Source organism: Streptomyces sp. NPDC086989, assembly GCF_044745505.1.
GTDB lineage: Bacteria > Actinomycetota > Actinomycetes > Streptomycetales > Streptomycetaceae > Streptomyces.
Window position 1 is genome coordinate 206,505 of sequence record NZ_JBIVAL010000013.1, and the last position, 14,604, is coordinate 221,108.

General features: G+C 74.6%; 16 protein-coding genes. 8 read left to right on the plus strand and 8 right to left on the minus strand.

Features of this window, described 5'->3' with window-relative positions; all coding sequences use genetic code 11:
- Positions 1–33: 33 nt before the first annotated feature.
- Positions 34–594: a GNAT family N-acetyltransferase gene (locus ACIPK4_RS29200; protein WP_402317889.1), complete on the plus strand. Its 561-nt coding sequence runs from the start codon at positions 34–36 to the stop codon at positions 592–594.
- 343 nt (positions 595–937) lie between these two features.
- Here ACIPK4_RS29200 and ACIPK4_RS29205 read toward each other — a convergent pair whose 3' ends face one another.
- Positions 938–1,495 (minus strand): hypothetical protein, encoded by a 558-nt coding sequence (locus ACIPK4_RS29205; protein ID WP_402317890.1) that lies wholly within the window; start codon positions 1,493–1,495, stop codon positions 938–940.
- A gap of 81 nt (positions 1,496–1,576) precedes the next feature.
- Between ACIPK4_RS29205 and ACIPK4_RS29210 the strand changes: the two genes are divergently transcribed.
- A complete protein-coding gene (locus ACIPK4_RS29210) occupies positions 1,577–2,269 on the plus strand; it encodes a hypothetical protein (protein ID WP_402317893.1) in 693 nt (230 codons plus the stop codon).
- Between the two features lie 6 nt (positions 2,270–2,275).
- Here ACIPK4_RS29210 and ACIPK4_RS29215 read toward each other — a convergent pair whose 3' ends face one another.
- The 3 genes from ACIPK4_RS29215 to ACIPK4_RS29225 form a co-directional block, all read right to left on the minus strand.
- Positions 2,276–3,889 carry a carboxylesterase/lipase family protein gene (locus ACIPK4_RS29215; RefSeq protein WP_402317895.1) on the minus strand — a complete coding sequence of 538 codons (1,614 nt, stop codon included), beginning with the start codon at positions 3,887–3,889 and terminating at the stop codon, positions 2,276–2,278.
- A gap of 43 nt (positions 3,890–3,932) precedes the next feature.
- Complete coding sequence (locus ACIPK4_RS29220) at positions 3,933–4,442, minus strand: DinB family protein (RefSeq protein ID WP_402317898.1); 510 nt, start codon at positions 4,440–4,442, stop codon at positions 3,933–3,935.
- A gap of 126 nt (positions 4,443–4,568) precedes the next feature.
- A complete protein-coding gene (locus ACIPK4_RS29225; protein ID WP_402318059.1) occupies positions 4,569–4,757 on the minus strand; it encodes a DUF6381 family protein in 189 nt (62 codons plus the stop codon).
- A 235-nt stretch (positions 4,758–4,992) separates the two neighbouring features.
- On the opposite strand from ACIPK4_RS29225, the gene ACIPK4_RS29230 reads away from it, so the two are divergent.
- Both ACIPK4_RS29230 and ACIPK4_RS29235 read left to right on the plus strand, forming a co-directional pair.
- On the plus strand, positions 4,993–5,445 hold the full coding sequence (locus ACIPK4_RS29230; RefSeq protein ID WP_402317901.1) for a hypothetical protein: 453 nt from the start codon (positions 4,993–4,995) through the stop codon (positions 5,443–5,445).
- Positions 5,442–5,870 carry a hypothetical protein gene (locus ACIPK4_RS29235; protein WP_402317904.1) on the plus strand — a complete coding sequence of 143 codons (429 nt, stop codon included), beginning with the start codon at positions 5,442–5,444 and terminating at the stop codon, positions 5,868–5,870. The genes ACIPK4_RS29230 and ACIPK4_RS29235 overlap by 4 nt, the downstream gene beginning before the upstream one ends.
- Before the next feature lie 136 nt (positions 5,871–6,006).
- Here ACIPK4_RS29235 and ACIPK4_RS29240 read toward each other — a convergent pair whose 3' ends face one another.
- The 3 genes from ACIPK4_RS29240 to ACIPK4_RS29250 are packed head-to-tail and all read right to left on the minus strand — an operon-like array spanning position 6,007 to position 8,679.
- A complete protein-coding gene (locus ACIPK4_RS29240; RefSeq protein WP_402317907.1) occupies positions 6,007–7,032 on the minus strand; it encodes an NAD(P)/FAD-dependent oxidoreductase in 1,026 nt (341 codons plus the stop codon).
- Positions 7,029–7,607: an isoprenylcysteine carboxyl methyltransferase family protein gene (locus ACIPK4_RS29245; RefSeq protein ID WP_402318062.1), complete on the minus strand. Its 579-nt coding sequence runs from the start codon at positions 7,605–7,607 to the stop codon at positions 7,029–7,031. Before ACIPK4_RS29245 ends, ACIPK4_RS29240 begins: the two co-directional genes overlap by 4 nt.
- Positions 7,608–7,617: 10 nt before the next feature.
- On the minus strand, positions 7,618–8,679 hold the full coding sequence (locus tag ACIPK4_RS29250) for a type III polyketide synthase (protein WP_402317908.1): 1,062 nt from the start codon (positions 8,677–8,679) through the stop codon (positions 7,618–7,620).
- Positions 8,680–8,755: 76 nt separating this feature from the next.
- Between ACIPK4_RS29250 and ACIPK4_RS29255 the strand changes: the two genes are divergently transcribed.
- Positions 8,756–9,688 (plus strand): UbiA family prenyltransferase, encoded by a 933-nt coding sequence (locus tag ACIPK4_RS29255; RefSeq protein WP_402317911.1) that lies wholly within the window; start codon positions 8,756–8,758, stop codon positions 9,686–9,688.
- A 40-nt stretch (positions 9,689–9,728) separates the two neighbouring features.
- On the opposite strand, the gene ACIPK4_RS29260 is transcribed toward ACIPK4_RS29255, so the two are convergent.
- Positions 9,729–10,778: a PHP domain-containing protein gene (locus tag ACIPK4_RS29260; RefSeq protein WP_402317914.1), complete on the minus strand. Its 1,050-nt coding sequence runs from the start codon at positions 10,776–10,778 to the stop codon at positions 9,729–9,731.
- Between the two features lie 216 nt (positions 10,779–10,994).
- On the opposite strand from ACIPK4_RS29260, the gene ACIPK4_RS29265 reads away from it, so the two are divergent.
- The 3 genes from ACIPK4_RS29265 to ACIPK4_RS29275 all read left to right on the plus strand — a co-directional run bounded on the left by ACIPK4_RS29265 (position 10,995) and on the right by ACIPK4_RS29275 (position 14,589).
- On the plus strand, positions 10,995–12,356 hold the full coding sequence (locus ACIPK4_RS29265) for an FAD-dependent oxidoreductase (protein WP_402317917.1): 1,362 nt from the start codon (positions 10,995–10,997) through the stop codon (positions 12,354–12,356).
- Positions 12,357–13,001: 645 nt separating this feature from the next.
- Positions 13,002–13,664 carry an NADPH-dependent F420 reductase gene (locus tag ACIPK4_RS29270; RefSeq protein ID WP_402317919.1) on the plus strand — a complete coding sequence of 221 codons (663 nt, stop codon included), beginning with the start codon at positions 13,002–13,004 and terminating at the stop codon, positions 13,662–13,664.
- A 178-nt stretch (positions 13,665–13,842) separates the two neighbouring features.
- A complete protein-coding gene (locus ACIPK4_RS29275) occupies positions 13,843–14,589 on the plus strand; it encodes a hypothetical protein (RefSeq protein WP_402317922.1) in 747 nt (248 codons plus the stop codon).
- Positions 14,590–14,604 lie beyond the last annotated feature (15 nt).

Here is a 14,604-nt window from a genome sequence, read left to right on the forward strand (position 1 = left end):
CGGCGGTTCCCCCGGGCCGGATAGGAAACCTGCATGCTCAAAGGCAACAAGGTCGGGCTCAGGGCCCGGCACGAGGAAGACGTCCCGATCCTGCGGACCGAGCTCTTCAACGACGTCGTCAACGCCTCGCGGGCCGAAGGCGGGCCGTGGCGGCCGATCGCTCCCGACTCGAAGGATCCGCGGGTCGTGGTGGACGAGACGGAGCAGAAGCACGTCACGTTCTCCGTGGTGGAACTGGAGGGCGACACGCTGGTCGGCACCGCGAACCTGTGGGGCATCGACAACCACAACCGGTCCGCGCACATCGGGCTGGGGCTGCTGCCGTCCGCCCGCGGCAAGGGCTACGGCACGGACGTGGTCGCGGTGCTGACCCACTACGGTTTCGTCGTGCGCGGCCTGCAACGGCTGCAGATCGAGACGCTGTCGGACAACGAGGCCATGCTGCGCTCCGCCGAGCGCAACGGCTTCGTCCGCGAGGGCGTGCTGCGCTCCTCGGCCTGGGTGATGGGCGAGTTCCTCGACGAGGTGCTGCTCGGGCTCCTCGCCCGGGAGTGGAAGCCGAACAGGCCCTCATCGCCGAGTCGGGCCGCGTAGGCGTCGGTGAGCAGGTCACAGGTGCACCAGTCGCCCGGGCACGGGGTGCCGGCCTCGGCGCCGTAGGGACCGAGGCCGGTCATGAGTCCGAGCACCCCTGCGCGTTCCGGCGCGGAGAGGGCGGGGAGTGCGGCGCCGTCGCCGGGCCACAGCCGCCAGGCGGCCGGGGCGTCGTCGAGGTCGTGGACGACCTGGGCGTCGACGAACAGCGTGTGGAGCGGATGCTCGGGGAAGTCGTTGAGCCGGAGCACCCACCAGCGCCCATCGGCCCGGGCCGCCCAGCGGAAGACGCGGGTGCCCGTGCGGTACCACGTGAACTGCGCGGGCAGGGTGCGCATCGGCTTCACGCCCGGGCCTCCGGGGGACGGACGTGCGGCGGTCGGGGCCCGCTCAGCCAGGCGGCCACCGTCGCGAAGTCCGCGGGCCCGAGGCCGAAGCGGGGGTCCACGCGGTGGAGCAGCGCCCGTCCCGGGTGGTGCGTGGCCACCCAGTTCCGGTCGGCGGCGGTGATCTCGTCGTCGACCCAGACGAACGGCCGGCCCGCGGCGTGGTCGACGAGGGTGCGGGTCTTCCAGTGCATCAGCTCCGGTCCGTCGTCCTCGGTCGGCTCCGGCCAGGCCATCACCGGCAGCTCGGGCAGTCCGATCCGCGGGGCCACCCACGCGTTCGCGTCGGCCATCCATGTCGTGGCCCACACCAGTTCGCACGGCAGCGCCAGCAGGCGGGGCCCGAGGGCGGGATCCAGCCTGGCGAGCAGCGGGTTCGCGTCCGGCCGCGCCCCGTACGTCGGATAGCCGTCCGGCAGTTCTTCGGACGAGGCCCCGAACGGGATGAGCGGTCCGTCGACGTCGAGGTACAGGAGGGGGAGAGGAGGGAGGGGGTGCCCTGCCGAGCTGGTCATGGCGGCACCGTAGCCGCCACCCTCCCCGGTGTGGAACCGCGGGCCCCGTGATCCCCTCTCCATGGGCGAGGGGGGACGACCATGACGAGGACAGCGGTGGCCGTGGCGGGACGAGTGGCGGTGGCGGGGCTCCTGTGCGCCGTGCTCGCGGCGTGCGGCACGCGCCATGCGGGGGAGGCCGCCGCGCCGCCCGCGCCGGTGCAGGAGACCTGCGGGCTCGACCGGACGACGGGCGGCGGTACGGGCCTGCCGGACCCGCCGACGGAGGAACAGGGCGGCGGCTACGCCGGTCCGCCGACGGATCAGGAGACGGGCGGTTATGCCGGTCCGCCGACGGATCAGGAGACGGGCGGTTACGCCGGTCCGCCGACCGATCAGGAGACGGGCGGTTACGCCGGTCCGCCGACCGATCAGGAGACCGGGGCTCCGAATCCGCCGACCGACGGGGACATCACCAATGGGGCGGGTCCCTGCGGGGGAGCCGGGTGGTTCGACATGACCCGGGACTTCAACGCCTATTACGCCCGCCACCGGGACCGCTCGGACAGCCTCCTGCCCGAGCAGCCCGTCCAGGAGGCCCGGGTCCGCAAGGGGCGGGACGCCGGCGAGGCGCTCCTGACGTTCACGACCCGGTCCGTCGGCAAGGGCCTCGGGGAGGACGCCCGCCGGGTGGCGCAGATGTTCGTCTCCTGGCGGCAGCAGGTGTACGGCGACCGCGGCACGGTGTCGGTCCGGACCCCGGAGGGCGGCGTGGTCGCGACCGCGTCCTGGTGACGACACCTAGGGGGTGGCCTGCGCGTCCCAGAACGCGCAGTGGTGCTCCGTCGGGCCGTCCACCACGTGCGTCCCGTCCGCCCCGGGCGCGAAGGAGAGCACGGAACCGGCGGAGCCGAACGCCGGCCATCCGGCGGGGAGCCCGCCGGTTCGGGCGAACGCCGTCCAGTGGCCGGTCATCCGTTCCGACAGGGCCCGCTGCGGCGCGGTCAGGGCCGCGTCCATGGTGAACAGGTAAGGCAGTTCGAAGCCGTGCGAGGCCCCGTACGGAAAGCCCGCCACCTGCGGCAGGCCGGTGAAGTTCGGCGCGTCCCGGTCGCTGAACCGGTATGCGTGGACCGGCACGTACCGGGCCAGCGCACGGCCGTCCCGCAGCGCCGGGCAGATGAACGAGGCGTCGGACAGTACGGCGGCCCAGGCCAGCGCCGGCGTCGGGTACGCCGCCACCGGGTACCGGGACGTGACGGCCGGGACGGCCGCCGCGCCGAACGACCGCTCCACCCGGGCCCGGTACGCGGCCCCGTCGGGCACGGGGAACGCGGCCAGGCCCTGCCCGAGGAAGATCCGCATCTCGTCCCGGTTGACGCCCTCGATCACCGGCACCCGGTGGAAGCGGCCGCCCTGCAGGGCCCGCCGGGGTTCCTCGGGCAGCATCCCGTTTCCGTAGGAGACGAGCGAGAACCGCTGCATCAGCTCCGGGGTCGCCAGCGTCGCCGCGTCCTTCCCGCGCAGGCAGTCCAGCACGGCGCCCGGCTCCGGCCGGTCGCAGCCGAGCCCGGCCGCCGTCGCGGCCCCGTCCGCGACGGTGCGCCGCTCGGACACGAAGGGCTCGTACCGGGCCATCGTGGGCAGCAGCGAGCGGGGCGGCATGGTGGTCGAGCACGAACCGCTCTGCAGGATCGCCCGCCGGAACAGGCCGCCCGAGGCCGGTGAGGTCAGGTGCGCGCAGACGCTCAGGCCGCCCGCCGACTCGCCGAACAGGGTCACGGCGGACGGGTCGCCGCCGAAGCGAGCGGCGTTGGACCGCACCCAGCGCAGGGCCGCCTGCTGGTCGGCGACGGCGAAGTCGGGGGCTCCGCCGAGGGCTGGGTGCCCGAACAGGCCGAAGATCCCCAGCCGGTAGTTGACGGTGACGACGACGGCGTCGCCCCGGACGGCCAGCCGCTCCGGCCGGTACAGGTCACCGGCGCCGTTGACGAAGCCGCCGCCGTGGAACCAGACCATGACGGGCCGCCCCGTGCCGCTGCCGGCCGGCGCGGTGACGTTGAGGTACAGGCAGTCCTCGGAACCGCCGGGTCCGCCGGGCCCGATCGCCGGGAGCTGCACGCAGCGCGCACCCGGAGCCCCGGCGTCGCGGACGGCCGTCCAGCGCGCGGCGGGCTGCGGAAGCCGCCAGCGCAGCGGACCGGTCGGCGGCGCGGCGTACGGGATGCCCTCGAAGGTGCGGTACGTGCCGTGCGCCGTGCCGCGGACCGGCCCCCGGTCGGTTTCCACCACGGGCCGTTCCGCGGCGGGCGCGTCCGCCGCTGCGGACGCCGGGCCGGCCGCGACGGCGGGCAGGAGCAGAGCCAGGGCGCACCACACGGCGGCCGGCCGTCGTGCGGGACGGGCACGGGACATGGTCGGGCCGCCTTCCGTCGCTCTGTTCACACCCCGCGGGCCGCTACCGGCGCCGCAGTGCCCCGCGTACGTACGCGGCCTGACCGGCGTGCTGGAGGTCGTCGGAGAGCACGCTGACCAGCCGCACCCCCAGGGTGACCGGCGGGTCCCAGGCCGCGTCGACCACCCGCCCCAGATCGGCGGCGGTGAGTCCCCGGATGAAGCCGGTGCTCTGCTCGTGGACGGCGTCGAAGTAGCCGAGCAGCAGCTCGTCCGACGCGACCTCGACCTTCCCGACCTGCTGGGCCGTGTGCCCGTACCCGGTGGCCGCCACGGGCAGCGGCAGGCCGAACCGGTTGAACCACCCCTGGGCCGTCCAGACCTGCTCCTGCCCCGAGGCGTCCGCGATGTGGTCGTCCTGCACCCGGGTCAGGTGCCACACCAGCCACGCGATCGAGTTCGCCCCCGGGTCCGGGCGCGCGTTCAACTCCTCGGCCGAGAGCCCCTCGACCGTCTCGTGCACGACCTCGCGGATGCGCCCGTACGCATCGGCCAGGACCTCCGTAGCCTTCATGCACCGTCCCCAGACCTGTCCGCGAAACTGCTGACGCGACGTCGTCCGACGTCGTCCGACGTCATGTGACGTACGGCATCGGCCGGTGCCCCGTGGCGACCGGCCGATGGGTGGACCGGCGCGCGGCTACATGGGATCCATGCCCCGGTCGTCGATCTTGCCTTCCTGTTCGCTCTGCTCCTGGAGCCGACGGGCCTTGTCCTGGAGCCTCCGGCGCTCTTCCGGATCGGTGGAGCGTTCGGCGGCGTTGTTCAGCTCCTGCGCCTTCTCGCGCAATTGCCGGACCCGGCCGTGGGATTCGCCTGCGCTCATGATCACTCCTCGGGTGTGGGGGTAAGGAGAGCGGATCCAGCGAACCAGCAGCGCCGCGCGGGCGCATCTCGAACCGTGGCCCGCAGAGGCCGGGCGAGGAGGGCGGCTCCCCCGTTTGCCCGCCCCGTATGGCGTAGCGGAGCGGGGTGCCGCTGAATGTGACCGAGCGTGCGCTTCCCATGACGCACCTTGACCGGCGCGCGATGTGCAGACCCGCCGTCGGCGAACGGAGCTTTCCATGAATGACCCCACCACGCTCGCGGCGACGCAGGACGACGATCCCCGCGGGCTCCCCGGCACCTGCCCACCGGTCGAGGAGGTCGCCGAACTGGTGAACCTCCTCGAGGGCGAAGGCCGGAGGCCCAACCGCCGCCACCGGGCGCTCAGGGCGGCCGCCGTCGGACGCCCGGTCCGGGACGTGGCCCTGCTGGCCGGCATCCTCGGAACCGAGGAGGACGGCGGGCCGGCAGCCCCGGGGCGGACCGCCCCGCCCGTGGCACCCGGGCACAGCGCCCCGCCCGCCGGGACCGCCCGGTCCGCAGGGCCGACCGGGTCCACGCGTCCCGCCGAGCCAGCCGCACCCGCCCGGGCCGCGCGCGGGGAACCGCCGCACGACGAGCCCTACGACGAGGCCACGACGAGCCGGACGGGTCCTCGGACCGGTACCGGCGCCCGTGCCACCGCACCGTGAAGGGCAACCCGGCCCCCGCCGCCCGCGCCGGAGCGCTGCGGCACGTCCTGCGCTGGCCGGTGGCCGCGGCCCTCCTGGGCTGCGGCGTCCTGCACCTGCCGGCTGACGTGGCGCACCTGCCGTCCCGGACCCCGGCCGCCTTCCTCCCGCTGCTGGCCACCGTGCTGTGCCTGGGACTCGGTGCGCTCCTCGCGGTGCGCGACACGGCCGGGGCGTGGCGGGCCGGTGCGGCGGCGGCCGTCGCCGTGGTGACCCTGCACGTGATCGCCGGAGCCGCGGGGTTCGACCCGCTGGAGGGGGCGGTGAGTGCCTCCCTGGCCTGGGCGGGTGCGACGGCGGTGCTGTCCGCCGCGGCCGCCGCGGTGCTGGCCGGCCTGGCCCTCGTGAACCGGTCGCCGCAGGCCCGGGCGGGCGCCGACGGCTGACCGCGCGACGGGGGCGGGACCGGTGTGCCGGTCCCGCCGCCGTGGCACGCCCCGCGTGATCCTGAGGGGCCCAAGGGCTGTCCCGTACTCCCCGGCGGGCGCGCGACGCCGGCTACGGCACCTCGCTGCGCAGCGCTTAGGCCAGCAGGTTGACCCCGTGTGTGAAGACCCGGGGCAGCCGCGCCGCCAACGGGACGATCCGTCCCGCGAGCCGGGGCTGTTGGCGGGCCCAGAGCAGGGACGCGGTCAGGGTGCGGTAGCTGCGCGACAGCTCCCGCCAGGCCCGCTCGTACGCCTGCGGCCGGCCCTCCCGTACGCAGCGCACGAGTTCACCCGCGGCGGTCACGGCCAGGGTCAGCCCCTCGCCGGTCAGCGCGTCCACGTACCCCGCCGCGTCCCCGACGAACAGCACCCGCCCCGCGACCCGTACCCGGGCCCGCTGGCGCAGCGGTCCGGCGCCGCGCACCGGCGAACCGGCGTTTCCGGCCAGCCGGGAGCACAGCAGCGGGAACCGGGCCAGCTGTACGTCGAAGGGGGCGCGCTCGGTGGTGAGGACCGCCACGCCCACCCGGTCGGGCCCCAGCGGGGTCACGTAGGCCTCGCACCGCGCCGACCAGTGGACCTCGACCAGGTCGCTCCAGGGCTCCACCGCGTAGTGCCGGCGCAGCCCGTAACGGGGCGTGCGGCCCGGAGCGGGCGGCGCCGCCAGGCCCAGGCCGCGCCGGACGGGGGAGTGGAGGCCGTCCGCCGCCACGAGGTGGCGGGCCGTCAGGCCGGCCGCGCCGACGCGGTCCTCGTCCTGGCGGACCTCGCCGACGCGCCGCGCGAGCACCCGTACGCCCAGCCGTTCGGCCCGTTCGGCCAGTGCGGCCTGGAGGACGGTCCGGCGGGTGCCGAGACCGGGGCCGGCCCGGAACCGCCCCTCCGCGTGCAGGCCGCTCACTCCGTCCAGGTAGCGGATCCCGTGGAACGGCCGGCCCGGCACGGACACGCCCAGGTCCCCGAGACGGCGGACCGCGCCCGGCATCAGGCCCTCGCCGCACGCCTTGTCGATCGGGGTGGGGCGCGGCTCCAGCACGACGACCTCCATTCCGGCCAGCGCCCCGTGGATGGCCGTGGCCAGCCCGGCCGGGCCGCCGCCCGCGACGAGCAGGTCGATCACCGGGCCCCGCCCTCCGCCGGTACGGGGCTGCGGTAGACCGGCGCGGCATGGGCCAGGGCGTCCTCCTCGCAACGGATGCGTACGGCCAGCAGCAGGAGGTTGAGCACGGTGAAGCCGGCCGCGGTCACCCAGGCGGTGTGCACCATGGGCAGCGCCGCGCCTTCCACCGCGACCGCGACGTAGTTCGGGTGGCGCAGCAGGCGGTACGGCCCCGCCGCCACGAGCGGCAGCCCCGGGACGACCAGGACGCGGGTGTTCCAGCGCGCGCCGAGAGTGGCGATGCACCACCAGCGCAGGGTCTGGGCGGCCAGTACGAGGGCGAGTGCGATCCGGCCCGGGAGGGGCAGGAACGGGCGGTCGGCGACGAGGGGTTCCACGATGCAGCCCAGGAGCAGCGCGGTGTGCAGGGCGACCATCGCCGGGTAGTGGCCGCGGCCGTACTCGACGGCGCCGCGGGACAGGCTCCACCGGGTGTTGCGGCGGGCGATCGCGAGTTCGGCGAGCCGCTCGGCCACGACGAGGCCGATGAGCAGCAGGTACAGGTCCGTGGGGTTCATCCGGTCCATCGGGTTCATCGACATGGGGTCACCAGCGCAGGAGGACGAGTTCGGAGGCGAAGCCCGGTCCGAAGGCGATCATCAGCCCGACGGATCCGGGGGCGGGCGGCCCGGCGGCCTGCATCGTGTTCAGGATGTGCAGGACGGACGCCGAGGAGAGGTTGCCGGCCTCCGCGAGCGAGCGACGGCTCGTCGCGAAGGCGGAGTCGGGCAGGGCCAGCGCGTCCGCCAGCGCGTCGAGGACCTTCGGCCCGCCGGGGTGGACGATCCACCGGTCGACGTCCGGCGGCTTGAGGTCGTGCCGGGCGAGGAAACTCTCGACCTCCTCGGCCACGTGCAGCCGGACCAGGGCGGGCAGTTCACGGCCCAGCACCATCCGGAACCCCCAGTGGCCGATGTCCCAGCCGAGGAGCCCCTCGGTGCCGGGGTAGAGGCGGCTGCGCGCGGCCACCACCGACGGACCCAGCCGGGTGCCGTGCAGCGGATGGCCGCGGCCGACGGCGAGCAGGGCCCCGGCTCCGTCGCCGAACAGGGCCCCGGCGACCAGGTTCGCCGTCGAGGTGTCCGAGGGCTGGAGGGTGAGGGAGCAGAGCTCGGTGGACAGCAACAGGGCCGCGTGGTCCGGATGGCCCGCCAGATGGTCGTGGAGGTGGCCGAGTCCGGCGGCGCCCGCCGCGCACCCGAGGCCGAAGAGCGGCAGCCGTTTGACGTCGGGGCGCAGACCGGCACGGGTGGCGATACGGGCTTCCAGCGAGGGCGTCGCGAGTCCGGTCACCGTGGTCGACATGACCAGGTCGATCTCGCCCGCCTCCAAGCGGGCGGCGGTCAGGGCGGTGTCGACGGCGCGGGCGCCGAGCTCTTCGGCGGTCGCCACGAAGTGGGCGTTCGCCGTCCCGAAGTCGTTCGACGGACCGTAGCGTTCCAGCGGGAGCGCGAGGTGACGGGTCTCGACTCCCACGGCGGCGTGCAGCCGGTGGAGCAGGGCGGTGTCGGGCCCCGGGGGCAGGAAGCGGGCGAGCGCCGCCGCGATCTCGGACTGGCGATAGCGGTGGGGCGGGAACACACTGCTCACTGCCAGAACACGCGTCATTGATTCAACATAGGGAACAACTGACACTTCGTGAGGAATGCGGCCTACCGGGCGCGGCGCGGCATAGCGTGATCATGTGTCCCCCGCCCGAGCCGCCGACGGAACCGCGCCCGACGCCCCATCCGACGCCGGTCCCCCCGCGCCCGCCGCCGGTCCCCCCGCGCCCGCCCTGCCCGCCCTGTCCGCCGTGTCCGCCCTGCTCGGGGCCTGCCACCCGGTGCCCGCCGCCGCCGTGACCCTGTTCACCGCGGCCCTGGCCGCCGCCGTCGGGCACGGCCTCCCCGGGGCGGCGCTCACCGTGGCAGCCGTCGCCGCCGGGCAGCTGTCGGTCGGCTGGAGCAACGACCGCGTCGACCTCCGCCGCGACCTGGCGACCGGCCGCCGTGACAAGCCCCTGGCCTCGGGAGCGGTCCGGCCCGCCGCCGTGACGGCCGCGGCCCTCACGGCTCTGCTGCTCTGCATCCCGCTGTCCCTGGCCACCGGAGCGCTCGCCGGCTGTGCTCACCTGTGGGGGGTGGGGGCCGCGTGGGCGTACAACCTGCGGCTGAAGGGCACCGCGGCCTCGTGGCTCCCGTACGCCCTCGCCTTCGGGCTGCTGCCCGCCTTCGTCACCCTGGGGCTGCCCGGGGCCCCCTGGCCGCCGTGGTGGCTGACGGCCGCGGCGGCCCTGCTGGGTACGGGTGCGCACTTCGCCAACGTCCTGCCCGACATCGAGGACGACCTGGCCACGGGGGTGGTGGGGCTGCCGCACCGGATCGGGGCCCGCTGCTCGGCGGTCGTCGGGGGGCTGCTGGTCCTCGGCTCGGCCGTGGCCCTGGTCGCCGGACCGCCCGGGCGGGTGCCCCCGTACGGGTGGGTGCTGCTCGCGGTCACGGCCGCGGTGGTGCTCGCGGGTGCGGGGTGGCGGACCGGCCGGAGCCGGATCCCGTTCCTGCTCACCATGGCGGTCGCCGGAGGTGATGTCGTACTGCTGCTGGTGCGCGGAGCCGCCCTGGGCGGGCTCCGGTGAGCCGATGGGCCCCGCCGGCCCCCGGGCGGCCCCGCCGGCCTCAGGCGGCGGCCGTGGCGGGCGGGCGGCGGGTCCGGGTCCACTCCAGCAGCTGCTCCCGCGGCCACGTGTTCACGACCCGTTCGGCCGTCACCCCGCACTCCACGGCCCGTTCGCAGCCGGTCGGCTGCCAGTCCAGCTGGCCCGGCGCGTGGGCGTCCGTGTCGATCGCGAACAGCGTCCCGGACTCCACCGCCAGCCGCAGCAGCCGGCGCGGCGGGTCCAGCCGTTCGGGCCGGCTGTTGATCTCCACCGCGGTTCCGGACTCGGCGCAGGCGGCGAAGACAGCCTCGGCGTCGAACTGTGACTCGGGGCGGGTCCGGCCGGTCACCAGCCGGCCCGTGCAGTGGCCCAGTACGTCCATCAGGGGGTTGCGCACGGCCGCCAGCAGGCGCCGCGTCATCGCGGGCGACTCCATCCGCAGCTTCGAATGGACGGAGCCCACGACGAGGTCGAGCCGGTCCAGCAGCTCCGGCTCCTGGTCCAGCGAGCCGTCGGCCAGGATGTCGCACTCGATCCCGGTGAGCAGCCGGAAGGGCGCCCACGTCCGGTTCAGCTCGGCCACCACCTCCAGCTGCTCGCGCAGCCGCTCCGGCGAGAGCCCGCGGGCGACGGTCAGGCTCGGGGAGTGGTCCGTGAGCACGGCCCACTCGTGGCCCAGTCCGGCCGCCGCCAAGCCCATGGTCTCGATCGGGCTGCCCCCGTCGGACCACTCGGAGTGCAGGTGGCAGTCCCCCCGCAGGGCCGCGCGCAGGGCGCGGGCGGCGGGGCTCGCCGGCGGACCCTCGGGGTGCGCGGCGACCTCGTCCTCCAGCGTCTGCAAGTACGCGGGGATCGCCCCGCCGACCGCCTCCCGCACCACCTGGGCGGTTTTCGGCCCGATGCCCTTGACGGCCTCGAGGGTCCCGGCCTCGACGCGCTCCCGCACCCCGGACTCTCCCAGCTCCACGAGTGCGGCCGCGGCCCTCCGGAAGGCCTGCACGCGGTAGGTGGGCGCCTGCCCGCGCTCCAGCAGGAACGCGATGCGCTCCAGCGCCGCGACCGGATCCATGGACGCACCTCCTGGCTCCCCTGCTCCGCCGGCCGGATCGCCGTGAGGCCGGGAACTGTCACTGAGCTCAGTGTGACCGGGAACCCCAAGGATGTCTTGGGAAGGTCATAAGCCTTGTTTATGGGGCTATAAACAGGGGGTGGGTGCAGGGTTAGGGTCCCCTTAGCTTAAGGTTCCCTTGATCCAGTCTTTTTTGTCGGTCGAAGGGAACCTGTCATGCCTCGCCCCCTGCGGGTAGCAATCGTCGGTGCCGGCCCCGCCGGAATCTACGCCGCCGATGCGCTGCTGAAGTCCGAGGCGGCCGCCGAGCCGGGTGTCTCCATCGACCTCTTCGAGCGGATGCCCGCACCCTTCGGCCTGATCCGGTACGGGGTGGCCCCCGACCACCCGCGGATCAAGGGCATCATCACGGCCCTCCACCAGGTGCTCGACAAGCCGCAGGTCCGGCTCTTCGGCAACGTGGACTACCCGAACGACATCAGCCTCGACGAACTCCACTCGTTCTACGACGCCGTGATCTTCTCCACCGGCGCCACCGCGGACCGCGCGCTCGACATACCGGGCGTCGACCTCGACGGCTCCTACGGTGCCGCCGACTTCGTCTCCTGGTACGACGGCCACCCCGACGTCCCGCGCACCTGGCCGCTGGAGGCCGAGAAGGTCGCCGTGCTCGGTGTCGGCAACGTCGCCCTCGACGTCGCGCGCATCCTCGCGAAGACCGCCGACGAGCTGTTGCCGACCGAGATCCCGGCGAACGTCCACGCCGGCCTCCAGGCCAACAAGGCGCTCGAGGTGCACGTCTTCGGCCGCCGCGGCCCGGCCCAGGCCAAGTTCAGCCCCATGGAGCTGCGCGAACTCGACCACTCGCCCAACATCGAGGTCATCGTCAACCCCGAGGACATCGACTACGACGAGGGCTCGATCGCCGAGCGGCGGGGCAACAAGCAGACCGACATGGTCGCCAAGACCCTGGAGAACTGGGCGATCCGCGACATCGGTGAGCGCCCGCACAAGCTCTTCCTGCACTTCTTCGAGTCCCCCGTCGAGATCCTCGGCGAGGACGGCAAGGTCGTCGGCCTGCGCACCGAGCGCACCGAGCTCGACGGCACGGGCAACGTCAAGGGCACCGGACAGTTCACCGACTGGGACGTCCAGTCCGTGTACCGCGCCGTGGGCTACCTCTCCGACGAACTGCCCAAGCTGCCGTGGGACGTCGAGAGCGGCACGGTCCCGGACGAGGGCGGCCGCGTGATGGAGGCCGGCGAGCACCTGAAGTCGACGTACGTCACCGGCTGGATCCGCCGCGGGCCGATCGGCCTCATCGGCCACACCAAGGGCGACGCGAACGAGACGGTCGCGAACCTCCTGGCGGACCACGCCGGCGGTCGCCTGCGGACGCCGTCCGCGCCCGCGCCGGAGGCCGTCGAGGCCTTCCTGGCCGAGCGGAGCGTGCGCTTCACGACGTGGGAGGGCTGGTACCGCCTCGACGCCGCCGAGAAGGCGCTGGGCGAGCCCCAGGGCCGCGAGCGCGTGAAGATCGTCGAGCGCGAGGACATGCTGAAGGCGAGCGGCGCGTAACGGTCGCGCCGTACACGGGTGGGGGCCGCCGGCGGTGGCCCCCACCCGTGCGTCCGGCCCCGTTGCCGGTGGAGGTGACCTTCCACCGGAGCGGCACGTTCTGCGCGCGCAGCACCCCGTCCGCGTGGTTGGCGTCCTCCCACGTCCTCAGCTCGCGCTGGAGCGGAGTGCGGCCGCCGCGGACGGTTCTCGGATCGTGCGAAATGGCCTGAATGCGACGTCGCTGGCGTACACGTGCCTATCGGGGCGAACCCGTCCGGCGCACCCGCGCACGGGCGTCGGGCCCGGCCGCTTGGATCCGGTCGTGGGCACCCCGCGCCAGCCGCTGTCCGCCGCGGGGCCGGTGTCTGTGATGGTCGGCTGCCCCTGAAGCCGGAACCCCATGCTGGTCCCTCGTGTCGGGTCACGTGGTGCGCGAACGAGCGGGACGGGGGCGGTGGTCGGCCGCGCGCCCGCTCGCCGCCCCGGTGGGCGGCGAATGAATGAAACCCCACATAAGCGATCTTGTGAAAGTCCGATGGCCGGGAACCGGCCACTCGTGCGGGGGAATCTGGGTGCGACGGCGCCGAACGCGGAATGCCCGGCGGCCTCCGGCGGTTCGGACTCCTCGCAGTACCCGACCACCCTGCACGCACTGGAGGGCTCATGAAGATCGGCATCATCGGCGCAGGCAACATCGGCGGCAACCTCACCCGCCGGCTCACCGCCCTCGGGCACGAGGTGTCCGTGGCGAACTCCCGCGGCCCCGAGACCCTGACCGACCTCGCGAAGGAGACGGGGGCCACGCCCGTCACCGTCACGGAGGCGGCCCGGGGCGCCGAGGTCGTCGTCGTCACGATCCCCCTGAAGAACGTGGCGAACCTGCCCGCCGGCCTCTTCGACGCGGCGGCGAAGGACTTCGTCCTCATCGAGACGGGGAACTACTACCCGAAGCAGCGCGACGGCCGCATCGCCGAGATCGAGGACGAGGGCCTGACCGAGAGCCGGTGGAGCGAGCGCCGCCTCGGACACCCGGTGGTGAAGGCCTTCAACGGGACGTACGCCCAGGACATCCTGGACCGGCACCGCCCGGCCGGGGCTCCCGACCGGATGGCCCTTCCGATCGCCGGCGACGACGAGGCGGCCAAGCGGACCGTACGGGCGCTCGTCGACGAACTCGGCTTCGACACGGTCGACGCGGGCGGTCTCGACGACTCCTGGCGCCAGCAGCCCGGCACCCCGGTGTACGGGCTCCGGGCGGGGACCGATGCCGTGGTGAAGGCCCTCGCCGACGCCTCCCCGGTACGCCAGGAGGAGTTCAGGGCCTGACCGCCCCCGGGGCGGGCGCGCCCGCCCCGGGGTCCGGGCGGGTCCGGCCAGGTCCGGGCGGGTCCGCCCCGGTCCGGGCGTGCCGAACCGTGATCGAAGCGTCATCGACCGTGCCTCTGCGCCGGTGCGGCGCCCTTGTTACGGTCCTGCCCTCACGGGAGCCGTAGGAGGACCGACCATGCACGTCAGACCCCGTCTGCTGATCGCCACGGCGGTACTGGCGGCACTGCCCGCCGTGCTGACGGCTTGCACGGGGCACGCGGACCACCCGGCCGCCGCACCCTCCCGGTCGGCGGGCGTCCAGCCCTCGGGTTCCGCGGCGCCGACGGCGACCGCGTCGGCCACCCCGAGCGCCTCCGCGACGGTGACGGCCACGCCCGCCCCCGCCTCCGCCCCCGTAGCCGCGTCCCCGGCCGCGCCCGCGAAGGTGCCGGCCGCGGCCCCCGTCGCCGCGACCCGGCTGTCGCTGACCGCGTCCACCGCGGGCGGCGGACTGAACCTGGTCCGCGGAGGCCCCGCCAGGGAGTTCACGGTCACCGTCCACAACGGCAACTCCCGGGACTACGGGCACCTGCTGATCGCCTTCCAGATGGAGCCCCTGCCCGGCGAGCCCGGCGACCTCCCCGGGCCCGCGACCCCCTTCGTCCTGGAACACCTCGATCCGGCCACCGGCGCCTGGCGGTCCGTGGACCTGCGCATGGCCACCGACGTCATGCCGGCCGGCCTCTACGGGGGCGGCGCCGCCCTCGCCCGCGACGCCGTCCGCACCGAGCGCTACCGGCTGCGCGCCACCGCCACCGGCCCCACCGGCAGCAGCCCGCTCATGGTGTACGCGATCGACACGGACGCCGCCGACGGCGCCCCGGCGGACTCCGCGCGGCCCGGGTACGGATCACTGCCCTGCACCACCCGGCGCCTCCTGTAACTCCCCTTCCGTCCC

Coding starts and splice junctions, on each gene's coding strand:
- ACIPK4_RS29265 (WP_402317917.1), top strand. CDS start 10,995: ATGCCTCGCCCCCTGCGGGTAGCAATCGTCGGTGCCGGCCCCGCCGGA.
- ACIPK4_RS29245 (WP_402318062.1), bottom strand. CDS start 7,607: ATGAACCCGATGGACCGGATGAACCCCACGGACCTGTACCTGCTGCTC.
- ACIPK4_RS29215 (WP_402317895.1), bottom strand. CDS start 3,889: ATGTCCCGTGCCCGTCCCGCACGACGGCCGGCCGCCGTGTGGTGCGCC.
- ACIPK4_RS29270 (WP_402317919.1), top strand. CDS start 13,002: ATGAAGATCGGCATCATCGGCGCAGGCAACATCGGCGGCAACCTCACC.
- ACIPK4_RS29250 (WP_402317908.1), bottom strand. CDS start 8,679: ATGACGCGTGTTCTGGCAGTGAGCAGTGTGTTCCCGCCCCACCGCTAT.
- ACIPK4_RS29260 (WP_402317914.1), bottom strand. CDS start 10,778: ATGGATCCGGTCGCGGCGCTGGAGCGCATCGCGTTCCTGCTGGAGCGC.
- ACIPK4_RS29210 (WP_402317893.1), top strand. CDS start 1,577: ATGACGAGGACAGCGGTGGCCGTGGCGGGACGAGTGGCGGTGGCGGGG.
- ACIPK4_RS29275 (WP_402317922.1), top strand. CDS start 13,843: ATGCACGTCAGACCCCGTCTGCTGATCGCCACGGCGGTACTGGCGGCA.
- ACIPK4_RS29200 (WP_402317889.1), top strand. CDS start 34: ATGCTCAAAGGCAACAAGGTCGGGCTCAGGGCCCGGCACGAGGAAGAC.
- ACIPK4_RS29230 (WP_402317901.1), top strand. CDS start 4,993: ATGAATGACCCCACCACGCTCGCGGCGACGCAGGACGACGATCCCCGC.
- ACIPK4_RS29205 (WP_402317890.1), bottom strand. CDS start 1,495: ATGACCAGCTCGGCAGGGCACCCCCTCCCTCCTCTCCCCCTCCTGTAC.
- ACIPK4_RS29220 (WP_402317898.1), bottom strand. CDS start 4,442: ATGAAGGCTACGGAGGTCCTGGCCGATGCGTACGGGCGCATCCGCGAG.